We start from the raw sequence: 17602 nt of genomic DNA, 5'->3' as shown, positions 1-17602 counted from the left end.
AACGAAGCAGGTTAGTTGAACAAGGAACGAGTTACCAATGTATAAGTTCTGATATTTTGAGATAATCAAAAGGCATCAAGACTTTGAAGGTAAGAGGTAAAAGATGAAGAAATATATTTCGTTAAACTTAATTTTGTTTATTGTATTTTTGGCAGGAACCATACTTACGATATTTATAATATATAAGGATATTGAGACTTCGCTTTCTCTTAAATTTATAATAGGATATGTAATTTATCTTCTTCTATATGGTTTGTTCTCCATCTCTCTAGTTATTGCGAATACAAGGAAGTTAAATTGGATTCAAATAAGAAAAAGACTTTTTACGTTTATTATTTGGTTTATTTCTTTAAGTGCCTTGCACTATCTTCTTTATTATTTTTTTAGACGTTCGGAAATGGATGTTTGGGATTTAGGAATTCCTTTGGGTGTATCATTTGGATTGGCATTTTCTGATTTAATGTCCTGGAAAAAGAAAGAATAAAGCATTGAAGTTTTGCTAAGAATTAATGCTTTTTTTCTTTCACTAACGGTGCTTTACTTGATTACCAGGAGCTGTCTTTAAGGCAGCTTTTTCTTTATGCAACTATCGGGGCAGGATAGTTCATTAGTTAGTATGGTAAACAAAAATTTGTGATAGGGTTGATTGGAAGGAGGAATTATTAATGCAGAATACAATTCGTGTATTGTCAGAAAAAGATTTAGAAGAAGAATCAAAGATTTTCACCAATATTTTTAGCTCTAATCCTTGGAACGAACCTTGGAGTTTACAAACATCTTACAAACGATTGTTAGATATAAGTAAGACTCCTGGCTATATTGGAATAGGTTATTTTAATTCTAATAATCAAATGATTGGCTTTTTAGTCGGAAATGAAGAGCAATGGGCTGATAGCAAGCACTTTTACATAAATGAAATCTGTGTTCTAAATAATACTCAACAAAACGGCGTTGGTACGAGCTTACTAAAATATTTAGGGAATATCCTTACACAGAGAAAAGTCGATGCCGCATATTTATCAACCGAGAGAGGCAAAGGTAAACCGGAGTTGTTTTTCAGAAAGAACGGCTTTGTGACAAACGAGTCTCGAATATTAATGACAATGAGCGTTTCTTAAATTAAATACCTAAAAACTTTAATTCTTCTTCAACTAACGGGGGCGATTGCAGCAAAGTGGATCGCCTTTAATTGGGTACTGTATTTGAATAAGCTAAAATGTATAAATTAGTGCTATTACGGGAGGATGCAAATGTCATTTATACAAAGAGATGGATGTGCTTTTGATATAAATACAATGTGTGATAGTTGTGAAGAGCCGAAATTATGTGCACCATTTGACGATAAAAACCAAAAAGAGAATACAATTAATTTATGTGAAGGATGCGTTTTCGGTATGACTATATTGGGATTTGCACCTCTAGAATAAATAAAAACTTCTTGTTTATATAGATTTATTATTCGATAATAGTGGTCTTTAGATGAGGGAATATGCATTTATTAAAGGAAAAGAATCCGAAATTAAGAAGATTAAAGTTTTTGAAACAACTGAAGGAATCTCAGTTTCTCTCTATAATACAGTAGCTAATGTTCCCTTGATTTGCTGACGAGGTTACCAGAAGGACATTATATTTTAGTGATAAGAATTGCTCAACAATCGGGGGCTTATCTGGTAAAAGGTAAGTCTAATTTTATGGATATTGTTATTCCTTACTGCTGTTTAAAATAGTCTCTAGAGAGGGAAGAAAATTTGGCCGGACTAAATTAAAAAAGGGTGGTGAGTAGTGTGAATACAATAGTTCAAGCAATTCTAGGTTCTGTTTTTGCACTCATTATTCATTAATATTATGCTTGAGAAGCCATATCCCTAATTTTGATTTGTATTTAAACAGAATTTAAAGTTGTGTTATTCTCACCCTGGAATGGGAGGAACCGGAATCCTTATATCGGGTTCATCATTTATAAATGTAATATTTACAGACCCCATTATTTCTTTGTCTTTATTAGCCTCAACAAGATTTTCGGGAAAATCTTTAGCTATTTTAATACTTTCATCAAATAAACTAATACCATTACTATTAAGTAAACTTAATAAATCCTTTACTCCTTTAACTTCTATCTCAAAATTAATAACAATTATTTTATTGGAATACATAGTATGATTTGTAACCCACCCTGAACAATTAGAAATACTCCTAACTGTATAATCTATCATTTCATGTCTATTTTCTTTTGTGAAACCTTTTAATCTTATCGTTCTTGGTATCATTTAATCACCTATCTAAGTAAATATTTAAGATGCTTTTTATAGTGATTATAACTCGACTTGTATGCGAAATATATAATCAACCATACTAAAGTCAAATTTTAGAGCGATTATGTTATTCAGCTAACGGGGGCTTTAATGAAAGATTAATGGGTTGCTTAGGCAGCCTTTTTCCATTTAGCTAGAGGGCAAGTAGAAATAGCTAATTCCAGAAAGAATCCTATATACATATACAATGAAACAGATACCCAACAAAAAGAGAATGTTCAAATTCTCTTTTTGTATCTTTGGAACTAATAATAAACCTTATTTTTACATTAAACATATAATTTTAATTATATAGATGGTAAAATATACTTATTATCTTACATGAGGAGGGTATCTCATTGAATATAAGTAAAATGTTAAATAACACTTTTGAACAAATTTATTCAGATATAGACAAACTCATATATATTTCACGGAACACTTCTGTTTATAACGATAACGAAGTTATTGTTACAAAAAGGCGCCTGCTTGAAAATATTAAAGCCATAGAATTGCTAACAATTCAAAAAGAAGATCATACTTAATTTTATTTGTTATATTTTAAATTTAATGTCTAACGTTAGGGGTGCAGTTCATGGCAGCTCCTTTTTTGCTATGAGTATTATGCCTAATAAATTTGATAGTTAGTTTTATTTGATTTAATATTTAAAGAAATAACTATATAGTAGTTTTTATGAATCACGCTTAAGTATGTTAGGAGTTTTACATTGGAAAGCATCATAAGTAATCTAGCAGAATTTGTGTTTTGGTACCCTTTAATTATGTCATTATTTTGGATAGCAGGATCCTTGTTGTTTTATAAATACCGAGAAAAAGAGCAAAAGATAGACTTTGAGAACATTGAATGGCCGATGATCAGTATACTTGTTCCTTGTTATAACGAAGAAGGAACCATTGAAGAAACCATCCGCAATCTTGCAGCATTACCGTATCCGAATAAAGAGATTATTGCTGTTAACGACGGTAGTTCAGATAACACCATTACTATCCTTAGAAAATTGGTCGATCACTATCCTCAACTTAAAGTGGTTGACTTTAAGGAGAATAAAGGAAAAGCAAATGCATTACATATCGCTTGTCATGCTTCTAAAGCTGAATACCTTGTTTGTGTTGATTCGGATGCTCTTTTGGATCCCTATGCAGCACATTATCTGATTTATCATTTTCTTAATAAAGGTGAGAGACTTGGTGCAGTTACGGGGAATCCAAGAATACGAAATAGGGATACGCTGCTTAGTCGTCTGCAGCTTGTAGAATATGCTTCAATTATCGGCGCGATTAAAAGAACACAAAGAATCCTAGGAAAGATCATGACTGTATCAGGAGTAATAGTTGCGTTCCGAAAGAAAGCGTTAGTAGATGTGGGATTGTGGGACCGTGATATGATCACGGAAGATATATCGGTGTCGTGGAAATTGCAGCAGCGTTTTTGGGATATTCGATATGAACCGCGTGCATTATGCTGGATGCTTGTTCCAGAAACCATAACAGGGATTTGGAAACAAAGAATCCGCTGGGCGCAGGGCGGTCAGGAAGTGATTATGAGAAACTGGCGTATCTTACTTGACTGGCGTCATAGAAGAATCTGGCCAATCTATTTCGAACAGTGGATTAGCCTGTTTTGGTCTATGGCATGGGGGATAGTCACTATATATTATTTTGTTACCGCAACTTCCGTTCAGCAGTTATTGATCTGGATTACATTTTCTTCTTTTGCACTGGTCTTTTTAAGCTTAATTCAATTATGGATTTCAGTTAAAGTGGATTCAGCATATGACAATATCACCAAGTATTATTTTTGGGCTGCCTGGTACCCAGTCATCTACTGGATTTTAAATGCCTTAATTGTTATGTTTGCACTTCCGAAAGCGATAAAATCCAGATGGAAAGGCGGTTATGCTACATGGTCAAGTCCAGACAGAGGAAACAGGAAAATGAACTGATAATTCGATCTGAAATTAAGTGGATGAGAGAAATAACAATTTTCTTTTTTTCTTTAATCATGTGGATTTATTGCGCTGCAGTGATATTCTACTTTGTCAGTGCTTTATTGAACTTCAATGATTCTTATATCAGTCAGTTGAAAACATCATTTAAAATGACCAACATGGATATTCAGTCCTTTATGCTGCTCGCCTTAATCATGTGGCTCGCTTTTTATGTAGGGTTATGGATCTGGAAATTTTATAATCAAAAAAGATTTGGATCATTAGACAGGCGAACGTATCCTTTGCCTACTACCAAAGAGGATTTGTTAAACCTGCAGTTAATTAATGAAAAAGATTATGATACATTACAGCAATCAAAAATGATTGTTTTTGAAAGAAACCCAATCAGAGATATAAAGAAATAGGGGAAATCAATGAAATATTTTTTTATGATGGGGGGCATTCTCTTTGTCTTGTATGGAGGATATAACTTATTCACTAATTTAGATACCTCTAAGGTAGCCATGGAATTTCCAGAACGGTTAGACAAAAACGGATGCCTTGGATTAACGTATCACCGGATCCTGGATGATAATACAGTTAATAAAACAATTGAATTTTTAACAGCATCAGATGAATTAACGAAATACAATGTATATAAAAATGACTTCATCTTTCAAATAGATACATTGGAGAGGAAAGGGGCAAATTTCTTAAATCCCGACGAAGTCTTAAAAGCCCAGAAAACAGGAATTTTTCCTGAGAACTGTGTCTGGATTTCTTTTGATGACGTTGATACTTCAGTGTATCTAAATGCGTTTCCGATTTTAGAGAAGAAGGAAATACCCTTCACTCTGTTTATTATTGCAGGACAGGTTGGAAAAAACTTTAACAATTTAAGACTTGCTTCTTGGGGAGATTTAAAGGAAATGAAGGAAAGTGGTTTAGCCACTATAGGTTCTCACACCTTCAATATGCATGAGCTAGAAAACAATGAGCCAATATTTTTCCAAAACAAAAGAATTAAAGAGTTTGAAGAAGACCTGATTCTAAGCAAAAGCACCATTAAAAGAAATTTATCAATGAATGTAAAACACTTTGCCTATCCCTATGGGAATGGCAAAGTGGAGACCGCAGCTGTCATTCAAGAGGAAGGTTTCAAGAGTGCATCCATACTTGCCCCTAGATCTATTACATCTGAGAATGACCCTTATTGGTTAAATAGGATACTAGTAGATCAAGAGGTATTTGATGATATTGTAAATTCATGGATAGAGTAATTGGATAAATAGGTGGATTTTCTTGTTTTAACTGCAAGTGGACAATAATGTATTTTTTCTTTGAAAAAAACTTAAGTATAAGATGAGGAATTAAAGGGCCTAATTTCTTTATATAATTCACAAAAAAGAAGCTGCGAATGCAGCATTTTTTGTACCATTATTTAGTCTATTTAGTGCAAGAACCTACCAAATAGAAAATGAATGAATTAAATTTAATAATGCTAAGTCATTACTCAATTTGAAATTTATATCCAATCTGAGGTAGAACTATGGAGAGCTCAATTTACTTATATATATTCTAAAGTGTAAGTGAGCTGCTAAACAGCTCACTTTGCCTATGACGGTAAATAATAATTTACTCAAATAAATCAATTACGCCTATATCGAAATAAGTGCAAATTTTTCTGATTTGATTTGGCTCTAATGATTTTTTATTCCTTTCAATGCTTAGTAAAACTCTGAACGAAATGTTTAAATGTTGTGCTAATAATCCAATAGGTACTCCACGCTGCTCTCTGATCTGTCTAAGTCTTGTTATTTTATTCAACTTTTACTCAGTCCTTTTTACACCTTCTATTAAGATTAAATATGTATAATATGTAATACGAATTATTTTAGAAATTGTTTCGTTTTTAATTAAATTAGTATTAATTTATGTGTTATATACATTTTATAATATAAATATGTCGTTAAAGTTAAAAACAATATATATGTTGTTGTATATGTTGTTTATTCCGTTTGAATAGATTCTTATTATAAGAGACCGTTTAAATAGTCACATGATCAACAATGGGTCTCATTTTTGTTAGTGCTTACTCCATCGATGTCCGCCGATTCAAATACACTTTGTATTCTTTCTAAAGATGGAAAAGCTTTTAACAAAATTGAGAAATCTTAAATCATGAAGAATGGTTTCAATGGGACCTATTCATTTTTTAGCAATATTAGTGGGGGAATAAGGGAAGCAATTAGAAATAAGCAATTAAAGGTTTTCAACCTACCTCTTCATACATCTGAGGTTTACACTCCTCAAAGTTTTGTGGATCGAGATTTAACATGGCTCGATGAACCTCATATTATTACGTCAAGTTCAGTAGAAAGTGATTGTGTCGATGTTAAACAAAGACCATTACAAGCATTATATAAAATCAATCTCAAGACTAACAATCAAAAAAAACTAACATTTCCCCCAACAAAGGACGGAGACTTCCGTTCCCAATACATAGACTCGGACAGATAGACAAATAGCCAATGTATGGTTGCAAATTCTGAAGGTTCCAACCAAATAAAATGGATTTCTAATATCAATTTAGGGAATTGGTATTATGTAAAGTGGGACTGGGATGAGGTATTTAGTTTATATATGAATAAGCTTAAATAAATGAAAAAAACATTTAAGCTTGAGTACATAATTACTTCGTTAGTTAAGAAAAAGTAGTTATCTTCAGTATCATTATTCCACTAAAGGGCCATATTCTTGAATAAGTAAAGGGAATAATAGAAAATAAAAAGAAGCTCTAAATTACTCAATTAATTGCCATGCTAATTAAGGTCAATGCTGATAAGGCATCCCACCAAAAACAGCGAGGTTTTTTGAAGCGTTCAACTGCGTATAGTTTAATCAATAGATTATAAATTAAGTTAATGCAACTTTATATAGGAGTGGAGTAGATGAAACGTATTTCGATTTTAATAGCTGATGATGAGGAGGAGATTGCTGATTTGATTGCCATCCATTTAGAAAAAGAAGGATACCATGTCATTAAAGTATCTGATGGACAAGAAGCCATTCATGCTATCCAGACTCAATCGATTGATTTGCTAATTCTAGATATTATGATGCCGAAAATCGATGGATATGAAGTAACGCGCCTAATTCGCGAACAATATAATTTGCCTATCATTTTTTTAAGTGCTAGAACATCTGACTTCGATAAAGTCCACGGACTGGTGATTGGAGCCGATGATTATATGACAAAACCATTTACCCCCATTGAATTGGTGGCCCGTGTAAATGCGCAGCTTCGGCGCTTTATGAAGTTAAATCAACCCAAGATAGATACTAAATCGAGTTTGGAGTTTGGCGGATTTATGATATCCCCTGAGGAGCGGACCGTTGTTTTATACGGTAAAACCATCGAGCTTACGCCGAAAGAGTTTGACATTTTGTATTTACTTGCGAGTCATCCAAAGAAGGTTTATAGCGTGGAAAATATTTTTCAACATGTGTGGGGAGAAGCATACTTTGAAAGTGGCAATACTGTCATGGTACATATTCGTACGTTGCGGAAAAAACTTGAAGAAGGCAAACAGAACCACAAATGGATTAAGACCGTGTGGGGAGTGGGGTATTCCTTCAATGGTTAAAATGGTACACAGCTTTCGTTCAAAGATGGTGCTATTATTTGGTTTAAGTATGATTTGTTCTGGAATTATAACGTTTATAGTCTTTAAATCACTCCAATTCTATTATCACTCGAATGTCCAGTATGGTGACCGACTGGAATATTATCGGAAAAGTATGAAACAAATTGGCGACATTAACGTATTTTTACTACTATTTATCCCGCTTTCGTTTATGTTCTTTTACTTACTCACGAAGCGATATTCTGGCTATTTTAACGAGATTTCAACCGGAATCCATTATCTTTCTCGGGGAGACTTTTCACATCAAATTCAAATCAAGTCAAATGATGAATTTCGAGATATTGCCCATGATATTAATTTGGCAAGTGAAAAATTGAAACAAGCTGTAGAAAGAGGAGATTTTTCGGAAAGCAGCAAGGATCAGTTGGTCGTCAATTTGGCACATGATTTACGGACACCGCTTACCTCTGTTTTAGGCTATTTGGATTTGGTACTAAAAGAAGAGAATTTGAAGCAAGAACAGGTTAAACATTTTTTAACGATTGCGTTTACCAAATCTCAGCGTTTAGAACGACTTATAGATGAATTATTCGAAATAACGAGAATGAACTATGGAAAGCTCCCCGTGAATAAAAAGCGAATCAATATATCTGACCTACTCCATCAATTAACGGAAGAGTTGTACCCGCTTTTCGAGAAAAACCATTTGATGGCCCGAATGGACATTCCTCCTCATTTACCTTTTGTTGGTGACGGAGAGTTGTTGGCACGAGTGTTTGAAAATCTTCTGACGAATGCCAATCGCTATGGATATGATGGCCAGTTCGTGGATATTAAAGGATCTATAGATGCTGATGAAGTCGTCATACAAGTGGTGAATTACGGCGATCAAATTCCCCAAAATGAACTGCCGCATCTTTTTGATATGTTTTATACCGGTGACAAAGCCCGAACTCAACAAGAAGATAGCACAGGTCTTGGCTTGTTCATTGCGAAGAATATTGTGGAGCAACATAATGGAACGATTACTGCAGAAAGTAGTTTAATACGTACGATATTTGAGGTTCGTTTACCGCAGGACAGTGAACCAAATAATTAAATTTAATACCCAAGTAAATGATTTAAGAAATATTTAATATTTACCCTACTCTTTTTTTAAGTAGTTTCTCCTATTATATAAACAAGTAAGATCAAGGAGGAAACTGAAAATGAAGACGTGGGGATTTTTATTGTTATTAATATTATGTTTGGGATTTGGTATCGCTAATATAACACCGTTGTTTCAAGATAAAGTAGAGTTTCAAAAAAATGTTCAAAATCATCAAGATAATATAAATTACCTAGGAACTTCTGAACGTATCCAAAACAATGAGATTGCAAAAGATCAGATCTATCAAGGAAATCTACTCTTGGTCAACAAGGAATATCCTGTTCACCAAGAGAGTATAAAATCAGATGTCGTAAATTTATTTAAGCATAAAGAATTGATAAAGGGATACGAGTTACTGAATAGTGATATTAAATTATCAGAGGATGTCGCACGTAAATTTTCAGAGATGACAGCTGCTGCTGAAAAAGAAGGAGTTCTTCATTTTTTAATTAGTAGTGGCTTTCGAGGATTTGATGAGCAAAGTGTTCTTTACCAAGAAATGGGCTCTGATTATGCCTTGCCACCAGGCTATAGCGAACACAATTTGGGTTTATCGCTTGATGTAGGATCTACTCAAATGAAGATGAGTGAAGCACCAGAAGGAAAGTGGATAGAAGAAAACGCTTGGAAATACGGCTTTATTTTACGCTATCCAAAGGATAAAACTGATGTCACAGGAATTCAATATGAACCGTGGCATATCCGCTATGTTGGCCTGCCTCACAGCGTGATTATGAAGGATAAGAATTTTGCTATGGAAGAATATTTGGATTATCTAAAAGAAGAAAAGAACATTTCTGCTAGTGTTGATGAGAAAAAATATACTGTTTCTTATTACTCCATTTCTCATAGCAGTCAAATTAAAGTACCAGAGGATCTCTATTATGAGATTTCAGGCAACAATATGGATGGAGTAATTGTGACAGTGCACGAATAATAAATGGATAAAAAAGGAACCAAAAAATTCTGATGAACTAATACTATCATTTCAATAAATCATTATTTCTTGACTTAGTAAGATATGATTATTTGGTGGCTCATTTCTCACTTTGCAATCCTATTGCCGACACATATTTAAACTTCAAGATAGTAATTTTTGAACAAAGTGATATTATCCTATGTTGTTTATAATTTCCATCTCTGTTATTCCGTTAAAGGGGCGTTATTCTTCGATAGTGACGCTTTTTAGGTGCCTCAAGTTATGGATAACTAAGTCAACAGTAATACTAAGTAGCCGATATATGCGACTACTTTATTTGTGTGTAATTATTACCAAATAATGATGAAGAACAAGAGGGCTTTAAGGTTATTTAAAATTTGATAATCAATTATGAATAAATGGATGAGAGGTTCATAGAAGAAATAATTTTTTTCTTTGTTAGTGGAAAAAAGTGCTATTGTTAACATTTCAGAATACTGTTACTATTGTGTCTAGTATAGTAGATTATAAATGTCATAGTCTGTTGGAAGACTAATGCACGTTGTTGTACATATTTTATCGACGTCGGGCTTGCCGTTTACCGATCGCACACTATGAAAGGGGTGAGGCTGACCAGAAAATGTGGACGCAGAATTGCAAAATTTGTTAGGAAAGTAAACTGTAAATTTAAATAAAACTTACTTACTAGTAGGTAAATAAGTTAAAGAGGAGAATATACAATTATGTCAGAAGTTTTGGATGTACTAGGACCGCGTTTACAGCACTTAACGGAGTTATCGGAAGATATGAACTACTGCATGATGAAGGGCGAGGTCGGGCCTGGCGTTATTGTGCCCATTCATAGCCATGAGGATCGTGAAACCTTCACTGTTTTCTCCGGGGAGGTTGAAGCCTGGACGGAAGGCGAAGGCTGGTCCGTATTGCGGGTCGGCGATACTGTTGATATTCCAGGAAACCAAAAGCACGCTTGGAGAAATGTCTCGGGTGAAACAGCAATACTCGTGATAACATCGACGGTGAAAATGGGGCAATTTTTTAATGAAATTGGACGCCCGGTCGATTCCGTGCCACCGGGTCCTCCTCAGCCGGAAGTTATGCAACATTTTATTAAAGTGGCTATATCATATGGCTATTGGCTCGGAACACCCGACGACAATGCAGCTATCGGTCTTTCGATGGACTAATACCAGCGCAGCAACAATTTCTTGCTATCTAGATATAAGAAAAACAAAATTTTTATGGTGGTGATGACCTTGTTCTGGCATAAAAATCACCTTCGTGATTATATGGTGTGAGGTCATGGGATAAACTAACAGGAATATTAAGGAATTACTAATAAATTTGTAATGTCGTTATTCAACAAACGGGTGCATATCTGTAAATGATATGTGCTCTTTTTATGAATAGCCGATTGTTGAAGAAGGTAAGGAAAAAAGTTAGGAAAGAGAAATTGTAAAGGAGGCCAGTTTCTATGCATAAGATCATGATCGTGGAAGACGATCTCAAAATAGCCGAGCTCCTTAAATCTCATATTGATAAGTATGGAGATGAGAGCATTCTGGTGAAAGATTTCGAGAATGTTCTGGATCTGTTCAAGCAATTTGATCCCCATCTTGTTCTCATTGACATTAATCTCCCCAGTTATGACGGCTATTATTGGTGCAGACAGATCCGTTCCGTCTCCGTATGCCCCATCATCTGCATTTCCGCGAGAAGCGGTACCATGGATCAGATAATGGCCCTCGAACACGGGGCAGATGATTACATCACCAAACCATTTTCTTACGAAATGGTCATTGCCAAGATTCGCAGCCAACTGCGGCGGGTCTATGGAGACTATGCGACCAAGACGGATGAGCGGCAGGTGAAGCTGGAGGGGCTTGTACTGTATCCGGAGCGGTTGGAGCTGAGACTGGACACCCTAAGCGTGACGCTGACCAAAAAAGAGGCCGTTTTGCTCGAATTGCTGCTTGTCCGCAGTCCGCGCCTGGTGAGCAGAGAAATTATTTTGGAGAAGCTGTGGGAGGATCAGACCTATGTGGATGAGAATACACTCAGCGTCAATATTACCCGCACACGCAAGAAGCTGCAAGAGCTGGGCATCGCAGATGCGCTGGAGACTGTTCGGCGCGCAGGCTACCGACTGTTGCCGATATGGAAGGAGGAGTCTATATGAAGCTGTTTCTGCGAACGCACCTAATGCTCATCGGATTCATACTTGTACAATTGGCAGTGGTCCTGATGGTGTTCTGGTTTGACGGCTACGATCATCCGCGCATCGCCTTGTATGCCGCCTTTCTAGGCATCTTGATTATGTCTGTCTATCTGACCGTTCAGTATTTCACGCTTCGTGAATTCTATAGACGATTGTCAGAGCCGAGCGCGGATATCTTCGAAACGCCGGGACAGCCCGGTTCCGCAGCCTTATCCCGTGCACTGGACGAACTGATGGATCACCACTACCGAAAGTCCCGGCAGCAGTTGAGGAACTGGGAACGCGAGCAGGCAGAACGCCTAGAATTTATGAATCAATGGGTTCACCAGATGAAGACTCCTCTGTCTGTTATTGAGCTGCTGACCCAGGAGTCTGACAATGAGAAAATAGATAGTATATCTGAAGAGGCCGAACGGATAAGGAAAGGTCTGGAGATGGTCCTGTATATGTCCCGGCTGGAGACGTTTGAACAGGATTTCCACGTGGAAAAAGTGGAGCTTCACAAGATGGTGGACGAAGTGGTGACAGATTATAAACGTCTGTTTATCCGCAGTCAGGTTTATCCGGAAAACCTTGTGGACGCCGGCTTAACCGTGGTAACAGACGCCAAATGGCTCCGCTTTATCCTGCAGCAGCTGTTGTCCAATGCCATTAAGTTTTCTGCGGGCAGTTACCAAACAGTGAGGATTTCGGCCTTCCAGTCTGACCAATCCATCGTTCTCGAGATAAAAGACAGCGGGGTGGGAATTCCGAAACAGGATATCGGCCGGGTATTTCGGCCCTTTTTTACCGGTGAGAACGGCAGAAGCTTTATGGAATCAACCGGAATGGGCCTCTATCTGGTCCAAAAGGTTGTGCAAAAGCTGAATCACCAAATTCATATGGAATCGGAAGTGGGAACGGGCACTACGATACATCTTACCCTCCCGTATGCATTGGGCTAGCGGATGAATACGATAAAAGTATTCATCTTTTTGTTATCTTACAAAAATGTAAGTTTAGTGAAAGGATTATCGATACTTTGCAAGAGCACACTGATATAGACTTAAGACACAACGAGGAAGGAGAATGCTTTTATGGACGTGCTTCATGTGAAGGAGCTCAGCAAGATTTATAAGGGAAAAGTAAGCCACGAGGCTCTTACGGATATTGATCTGACGATAGGTAAGGGAGAAATTGTAGGGGTGATGGGGCCTTCAGGCAGCGGAAAGACGACGCTCTTAAACGTCATCTCGACCATTGATTCTCCAACTACGGGAAGTGTATGGATTGAAGGAGAGCAGCCGCATCTACTGGATGCGGAGCAACTGGCGCTGTTCCGCCGCCGAAAGCTCGGCTTTGTCTTTCAGTTCTTTAACCTCCTGAATACCTTGTCTGTCGCGGAGAACATGGCGTTGCCTCTTGCCCTCGACGGTGTTAATCCCGATGAAATTGGAGAGCGGGTCGAACAGATGGCGGAGAGGCTGGGAATTCAGGCCATCTTAAACAAACGCACCTACGAAATCTCGGGCGGACAGGCACAGCGGACTGCGGTCGGCCGTGCGCTGATCCACAGGCCGGCGCTGATTCTGGCCGACGAACCAACGGGCAACCTGGATTCCAAGGCAGCCCGGGATGTTATGGATTTGCTGACCGAACTGAACAAAAAACAAGGCACGACCATGATGCTCGTCACCCATGACGCCAAGGCGGCAAGCTATTGTGATCGAGTCATTTTCATTAAAGACGGCAAGCTCTATAACGAAATTCATGCAGGAGACAAAAGAACCGTATTTTATCAGAATATTATCAATGTGCTGTCGCTGTTGGGAGGACACCGGTATGACCTTTCGTAGGATCGCCTTCCATAATGTTTTTCGCAACAAACGTTTGTATATCGGCCATTTTTTGAGCAGTGCGTTTTCGGTCATGATTTTCTTTACCTTTGCCCTGCTCTTGTTTCATCCTCAGCTTCAAGGGGAACTGGCTTCAACTAGTCCAGCGATCAGCGCCTTGAGCAAGAAGGGATTAGCAATCTCTCAGATACTCATTTTTGTATTCTCGTTTCTGTTTCTGCTCTATTCGGTCGGCTCGTTTCTAAAGATGCGCAATAAGGAAATCGGCATTCTGATGATCCATGGGCTTTCTCCCAAACAGCAAATCCGGATGGTCTTTATGGAAAATATCGTGATCGGGATTATCTCAATCGCCGCGGGTATCGCGGTCGGCCTTGTGTTCTCCAAGCTAATCCTGTTGCTCAGCGCTACCATGCTGGCCATTGAGAAGGGCCTAGACTTCTATTTCCCGCTGAAAGCGATTGCTCTGACCGCACTTGTATTTATGTTGCTGTTTCTGCTCATTTCCTGGTTCTCTTCCCACTTGGTCAAAACTAAAGAGCTGGTGGAGCAGTTGAAGGGGGAGGACAAGCCGAAGCCGGAACCGAGAGCGTCCAAATGGTTGTCCGTGCTGGCAGCCTTGCTAATAGCATCCGGTTACGGGCTTGCTTTTTACTTTGTCATCGAGCGCAAATTTGAATTTCCTGTGCTTTTTCTGATTATCGCCTTATCGGTTACGGGCACTTATTTTCTGTTCTCCCAGCTCAGCGTGTATTGGATTGGGGCCTTGAAGGAGAAGCGCAGGTTCTTTTTCAAAAAGACGAATATTATCACACTGTCCGAGATGGCGTACCGAATGAAAGACAATGCGACGACGTTTTTTATGGTGGCGGTCATCTCGGCAGTCGCGTTTACGGGAATGGGGATCACGTCAGTTCTTCGTGATCCGGGCCTGACGGAGCAGACCAACCCGTTCGCATTTCGCTACTATTCCAATCCTGGCGACGAACGGAAGGAAGAACACCTTAACCTCATTGAGGCAGAGCTGACCCAGGCTGGCTACTCTTACCGGGCCGGCAGCTATTCCACTAAATATACCGAGAACGGCCTGACCGTGATTCGCCTGAGCGATTACAACAGTCTACTCAAGACGTTCGGTTATCCCGTTGAAACCTTGGACAGTGATAAGCAGGCGATCGCCATCCCAACAACTTATGTGCAGAAAAGAGATTTTGAAGAAAAAAAAGGCCTGCCTACCGAGATCGATGTGCTGGCTGGGGAAGTGGATGAAAGGCTGCAAATCGTAAAAAACGTGCCGCATTTGGTGGCGAGCGATTTAGGAAGAGCCGCTATCGTGATGACCGACGCACTGTATGACCGTCTTCCTCTTCAGGACGGGGAGGGAGGAGAGGTACGGGCATTCGTCTTTCTAGTAGACAATTGGCCGGAGACAAAGGAGGTCGCGAAAAAGCTGAAAGAAGCGATTCCGTTGCAGAATGGCGCTCCATTTTCCTTTGCGGAGCCACTCGTTCTGGAATGGTTCAAATCCAAGCAGCAGAACGGCCTTATTTTGATCATCAGCGTGCTGGTGGGAATCGTGTTTTTCACCTTTGCCGCAAGCTTTCTTTATCTGCGCCTCTATACAGATCTGGAGCGTGACCGGGCTCAGTATAAGATGATCGCCAAGGTTGGCCTGAGCCGCAAAGAACTGGGCAGGATTGTCACCCTCCAGCTGTCATTTATGTTTTTCGTACCGCTGCTAATGGCCCTCATTCATAGTACGGTGGCATTTATCGCGCTGCAGCAGCTGGTGGAGTATTCCGTCTTCAAGGGGGGAGCTGCCATTTTCATATCGTTCACACTAGTGCAGATCGTGTATTTTCTGGTGGCCCGCTGGCGTTATATGAATCATATGGTGAATGGGCAGCTGGAGAAATAGTTGCCATTTATAAGAAAGGGGAGAAAATAGTTATGAAAAAAGGGATTATACTATTGTTCGCGTTAATAAGCATTGTGCTTCTCGGCGCTTGTTCTAGGTCCGACAAAATGGATGCTCCGAGAAACGGTATACTGCTGGTGGGGGAGAAACAGGAGCTTCGATCTGTGGTCCAGGAGCATAGGAACGAGATCAAGATGGTATATACGTACACCGTTAAAGAGACAAAAGTTAAGCAAGGCGAATATGAAGTGGGGACACTGATTCTGAACCAGACAACTGCTGAAGAAATGGTGAGCCTGGGGCTGTTCAGAGAAGCGCGCAATACGGACGACATTGCGGTTTCCGATCCGCTGCCGACGCTGCCGAAAATGGAGAAAGGAAAGGGAACGCTCTCCGCTATCAGCAAGTTCAAGGACTTATCCAGTGTCGATTTCGGAGGGCAGACGTTCCCAGTACACTACGAAACCAACAGCTGGCTTGGTTATATCCGTTTTTCAGAGCACAGATTTATTATTATCGTAGATGATGAGACTTTCGGGCAGATTACGACAGCTCGGGATAAAACTATGACGATCGTACGGTTTAAGAAGGCTTATGGTCAACTTACGGATATTAATGGTAATGGCACCGAAGCCGTCCAGAACAATACAGATTTTCTCAGACTAACTAAAAAGATGGAAAAACGTGTTCAGTATTTGGGACCGGTATCCTTCACGGAAGTTAAGAAGGATAAGTAGTATAGAAAATTTAGAATTCGATTAGGTAGTAGAATTAAATAGGAGCTGTACTAAACATAATTAAAAAAACAATTAGTGAAGTAACGGAACAGATTAGATGGAATGCGGCTAGTTATAGTGTCGAAAATAAAGACAAGATAACTTTTAATTTAATGGTAAAGGATTTTTTCGTCTTATTTTTCATTGTGGGGCTATGGTAATGAAGTTGTTATTAAAGATCAACTGGTTATTTGATTGGGTGTCACAAGATAGAGAAATAATAGAGTTTATTAATAAATAATGATGTAATCAGAAACGAATAGAAGCTTAGAGAAATAATATCTAAGTTGCTTCAGGTAACAGTAATTGAATAAAAGGAGAGAAGATATTAGTCATACTAATATCTTCTCTCCTTTTATTTTTTTGATTTTTATAATTTAGGCAAGATGATAATAAAGATAGTATCTATGATCGTGTCAATCAAATTAGTAAGTTGTTGAAAGAACTCAATGATGAGCAATTCCGTTTCAGAATATTAGGAAGCATATTAGCATTTCAAGTGAAAAAAATGAATATGTGAAGATTTCAAAAAAGTGTTTGAAAAAAGGTTATTTAAAGGCAATAAAGGTGCTCATGGATCAAGAGTTAGTGTCTGATGAAGATATTATTAAAGTTTATAGACTTACGCCTAGTGATTTGAGAAAATTAAAAGAACAAAACTAATTTATTTACGACCAAAATTCTTGGTCTTTTCTGATTATGGAAAAAGTAATATGACATAAAAAAATCAAAGAAATCTCATTATATTATTTATAGGAAAATAATTTGGAGCAGACAGTGTTAGGTATGCTCATCCGAGTTATAAAAGCAGCATAGAGGTGGGAGATTAGCAGTAAGTTAACTTCGTGTATAATACTAATTTTACGAAGATTTTATTATAG

The 17602-nt window shown here is 38.1% G+C and carries 18 protein-coding genes; 16 read left to right on the top strand and 2 right to left on the bottom strand.

The features are described from left to right. Positions 1–103 precede the first annotated feature (103 nt). From E2R53_RS20535 to E2R53_RS23410, 3 genes are all read left to right on the top strand, one after another. On the top strand, positions 104–484 hold the full coding sequence (locus E2R53_RS20535) for a hypothetical protein (protein WP_133313600.1): 381 nt from the start codon (positions 104–106) through the stop codon (positions 482–484). Positions 485–665: 181 nt separating this feature from the next. Then, positions 666–1118 carry a GNAT family N-acetyltransferase gene (locus tag E2R53_RS20530; RefSeq protein ID WP_133313599.1) on the top strand — a complete coding sequence of 151 codons (453 nt, stop codon included), beginning with the start codon at positions 666–668 and terminating at the stop codon, positions 1116–1118. Positions 1119–1250: 132 nt separating this feature from the next. Then, on the top strand, positions 1251–1427 hold the full coding sequence (locus E2R53_RS23410) for a hypothetical protein (protein WP_165971058.1): 177 nt from the start codon (positions 1251–1253) through the stop codon (positions 1425–1427). 483 nt (positions 1428–1910) lie between these two features. Here the strand turns inward: E2R53_RS23410 and E2R53_RS20525 are convergent, their stop codons facing one another. Continuing rightward, positions 1911–2267 (bottom strand): hypothetical protein, encoded by a 357-nt coding sequence (locus tag E2R53_RS20525; RefSeq protein ID WP_133313598.1) that lies wholly within the window; start codon positions 2265–2267, stop codon positions 1911–1913. Positions 2268–2650: 383 nt separating this feature from the next. On the opposite strand from E2R53_RS20525, the gene E2R53_RS20520 reads away from it, so the two are divergent. The 4 genes from E2R53_RS20520 to E2R53_RS20505 all read left to right on the top strand — a co-directional run bounded on the left by E2R53_RS20520 (position 2651) and on the right by E2R53_RS20505 (position 5520). Continuing rightward, entirely contained in the window at positions 2651–2836 is a 186-nt protein-coding gene (locus tag E2R53_RS20520; protein WP_133313597.1) for a hypothetical protein, read from the top strand. Between the two features lie 267 nt (positions 2837–3103). Then, positions 3104–4255: a poly-beta-1,6-N-acetyl-D-glucosamine synthase gene (pgaC, locus tag E2R53_RS20515; RefSeq protein WP_286166340.1), complete on the top strand. Its 1152-nt coding sequence runs from the start codon at positions 3104–3106 to the stop codon at positions 4253–4255. Beyond that, positions 4216–4665, top strand: coding sequence for a hypothetical protein (locus E2R53_RS20510; RefSeq protein WP_133313595.1), 450 nt, complete (start codon positions 4216–4218; stop codon positions 4663–4665). The genes pgaC and E2R53_RS20510 overlap by 40 nt, the downstream gene beginning before the upstream one ends. A gap of 9 nt (positions 4666–4674) precedes the next feature. Beyond that, complete coding sequence (locus E2R53_RS20505) at positions 4675–5520, top strand: polysaccharide deacetylase family protein (RefSeq protein ID WP_133313594.1); 846 nt, start codon at positions 4675–4677, stop codon at positions 5518–5520. A gap of 355 nt (positions 5521–5875) precedes the next feature. Here E2R53_RS20505 and E2R53_RS23810 read toward each other — a convergent pair whose 3' ends face one another. Beyond that, a complete protein-coding gene (locus E2R53_RS23810) occupies positions 5876–6067 on the bottom strand; it encodes a helix-turn-helix domain-containing protein (RefSeq protein ID WP_133313593.1) in 192 nt (63 codons plus the stop codon). A gap of 1124 nt (positions 6068–7191) precedes the next feature. Here E2R53_RS23810 and vanR point away from each other — a divergent pair. The 9 genes from vanR (at position 7192) to E2R53_RS20455 (ending at position 16682) form a co-directional block, all read left to right on the top strand. Next, a complete protein-coding gene (vanR, locus tag E2R53_RS20495; RefSeq protein ID WP_133313592.1) occupies positions 7192–7887 on the top strand; it encodes a vancomycin resistance response regulator transcription factor, VanR-F/VanR-M family in 696 nt (231 codons plus the stop codon). Next, positions 7880–8986, top strand: coding sequence for a sensor histidine kinase (locus tag E2R53_RS20490; RefSeq protein ID WP_133313591.1), 1107 nt, complete (start codon positions 7880–7882; stop codon positions 8984–8986). The genes vanR and E2R53_RS20490 overlap by 8 nt, the downstream gene beginning before the upstream one ends. 109 nt (positions 8987–9095) lie before the next feature. After that, on the top strand, positions 9096–9974 hold the full coding sequence (vanY, locus tag E2R53_RS20485; RefSeq protein WP_133313590.1) for a VanY-A/VanY-F/VanY-M family D-Ala-D-Ala carboxypeptidase: 879 nt from the start codon (positions 9096–9098) through the stop codon (positions 9972–9974). 725 nt (positions 9975–10699) lie between these two features. Next, positions 10700–11161, top strand: a complete 462-nt coding sequence (locus E2R53_RS20480) for a cupin domain-containing protein (RefSeq protein ID WP_133313589.1) — start codon at positions 10700–10702, stop codon at positions 11159–11161. A 287-nt stretch (positions 11162–11448) separates the two neighbouring features. Beyond that, positions 11449–12153, top strand: coding sequence for a response regulator transcription factor (locus E2R53_RS20475; RefSeq protein ID WP_133313588.1), 705 nt, complete (start codon positions 11449–11451; stop codon positions 12151–12153). Further along, positions 12150–13136 carry a sensor histidine kinase gene (locus E2R53_RS20470; protein WP_133313587.1) on the top strand — a complete coding sequence of 329 codons (987 nt, stop codon included), beginning with the start codon at positions 12150–12152 and terminating at the stop codon, positions 13134–13136. Before E2R53_RS20475 ends, E2R53_RS20470 begins: the two co-directional genes overlap by 4 nt. Positions 13137–13268: 132 nt before the next feature. Further along, positions 13269–14027, top strand: coding sequence for an ABC transporter ATP-binding protein (locus E2R53_RS20465; RefSeq protein WP_133313586.1), 759 nt, complete (start codon positions 13269–13271; stop codon positions 14025–14027). Further along, on the top strand, positions 14014–15945 hold the full coding sequence (locus E2R53_RS20460) for an ABC transporter permease (RefSeq protein ID WP_133313585.1): 1932 nt from the start codon (positions 14014–14016) through the stop codon (positions 15943–15945). The genes E2R53_RS20465 and E2R53_RS20460 overlap by 14 nt, the downstream gene beginning before the upstream one ends. Positions 15946–15977: 32 nt before the next feature. Continuing rightward, positions 15978–16682: a lipoprotein BA_5634 family protein gene (locus tag E2R53_RS20455; protein ID WP_133313584.1), complete on the top strand. Its 705-nt coding sequence runs from the start codon at positions 15978–15980 to the stop codon at positions 16680–16682. Positions 16683–17602 lie beyond the last annotated feature (920 nt).

The organism is Peribacillus frigoritolerans, from assembly GCF_004358755.1.
Lineage (GTDB): Bacteria > Bacillota > Bacilli > Bacillales > Bacillaceae > Bacillus_P.
This window is presented reverse-complemented; position numbering and strand designations above follow the sequence as displayed.

Excerpts from the sequence above, each read along its gene's own strand:
- E2R53_RS20535 (WP_133313600.1), top strand. The coding sequence starts at position 104 with ATGAAGAAATATATTTCGTTAAACTTAATTTTGTTTATTGTATTTTTG.
- E2R53_RS20530 (WP_133313599.1), top strand. The coding sequence starts at position 666 with ATGCAGAATACAATTCGTGTATTGTCAGAAAAAGATTTAGAAGAAGAA.
- E2R53_RS23410 (WP_165971058.1), top strand. The coding sequence starts at position 1,251 with ATGTCATTTATACAAAGAGATGGATGTGCTTTTGATATAAATACAATG.
- E2R53_RS20525 (WP_133313598.1), bottom strand. The coding sequence starts at position 2,267 with ATGATACCAAGAACGATAAGATTAAAAGGTTTCACAAAAGAAAATAGA.
- E2R53_RS20510 (WP_133313595.1), top strand. The coding sequence starts at position 4,216 with ATGGTCAAGTCCAGACAGAGGAAACAGGAAAATGAACTGATAATTCGA.
- E2R53_RS20505 (WP_133313594.1), top strand. The coding sequence starts at position 4,675 with ATGAAATATTTTTTTATGATGGGGGGCATTCTCTTTGTCTTGTATGGA.
- vanR (WP_133313592.1), top strand. The coding sequence starts at position 7,192 with ATGAAACGTATTTCGATTTTAATAGCTGATGATGAGGAGGAGATTGCT.
- E2R53_RS20490 (WP_133313591.1), top strand. The coding sequence starts at position 7,880 with ATGGTTAAAATGGTACACAGCTTTCGTTCAAAGATGGTGCTATTATTT.
- vanY (WP_133313590.1), top strand. The coding sequence starts at position 9,096 with ATGAAGACGTGGGGATTTTTATTGTTATTAATATTATGTTTGGGATTT.
- E2R53_RS20480 (WP_133313589.1), top strand. The coding sequence starts at position 10,700 with ATGTCAGAAGTTTTGGATGTACTAGGACCGCGTTTACAGCACTTAACG.
- E2R53_RS20475 (WP_133313588.1), top strand. The coding sequence starts at position 11,449 with ATGCATAAGATCATGATCGTGGAAGACGATCTCAAAATAGCCGAGCTC.
- E2R53_RS20470 (WP_133313587.1), top strand. The coding sequence starts at position 12,150 with ATGAAGCTGTTTCTGCGAACGCACCTAATGCTCATCGGATTCATACTT.
- E2R53_RS20465 (WP_133313586.1), top strand. The coding sequence starts at position 13,269 with ATGGACGTGCTTCATGTGAAGGAGCTCAGCAAGATTTATAAGGGAAAA.
- E2R53_RS20460 (WP_133313585.1), top strand. The coding sequence starts at position 14,014 with ATGACCTTTCGTAGGATCGCCTTCCATAATGTTTTTCGCAACAAACGT.
- E2R53_RS20455 (WP_133313584.1), top strand. The coding sequence starts at position 15,978 with ATGAAAAAAGGGATTATACTATTGTTCGCGTTAATAAGCATTGTGCTT.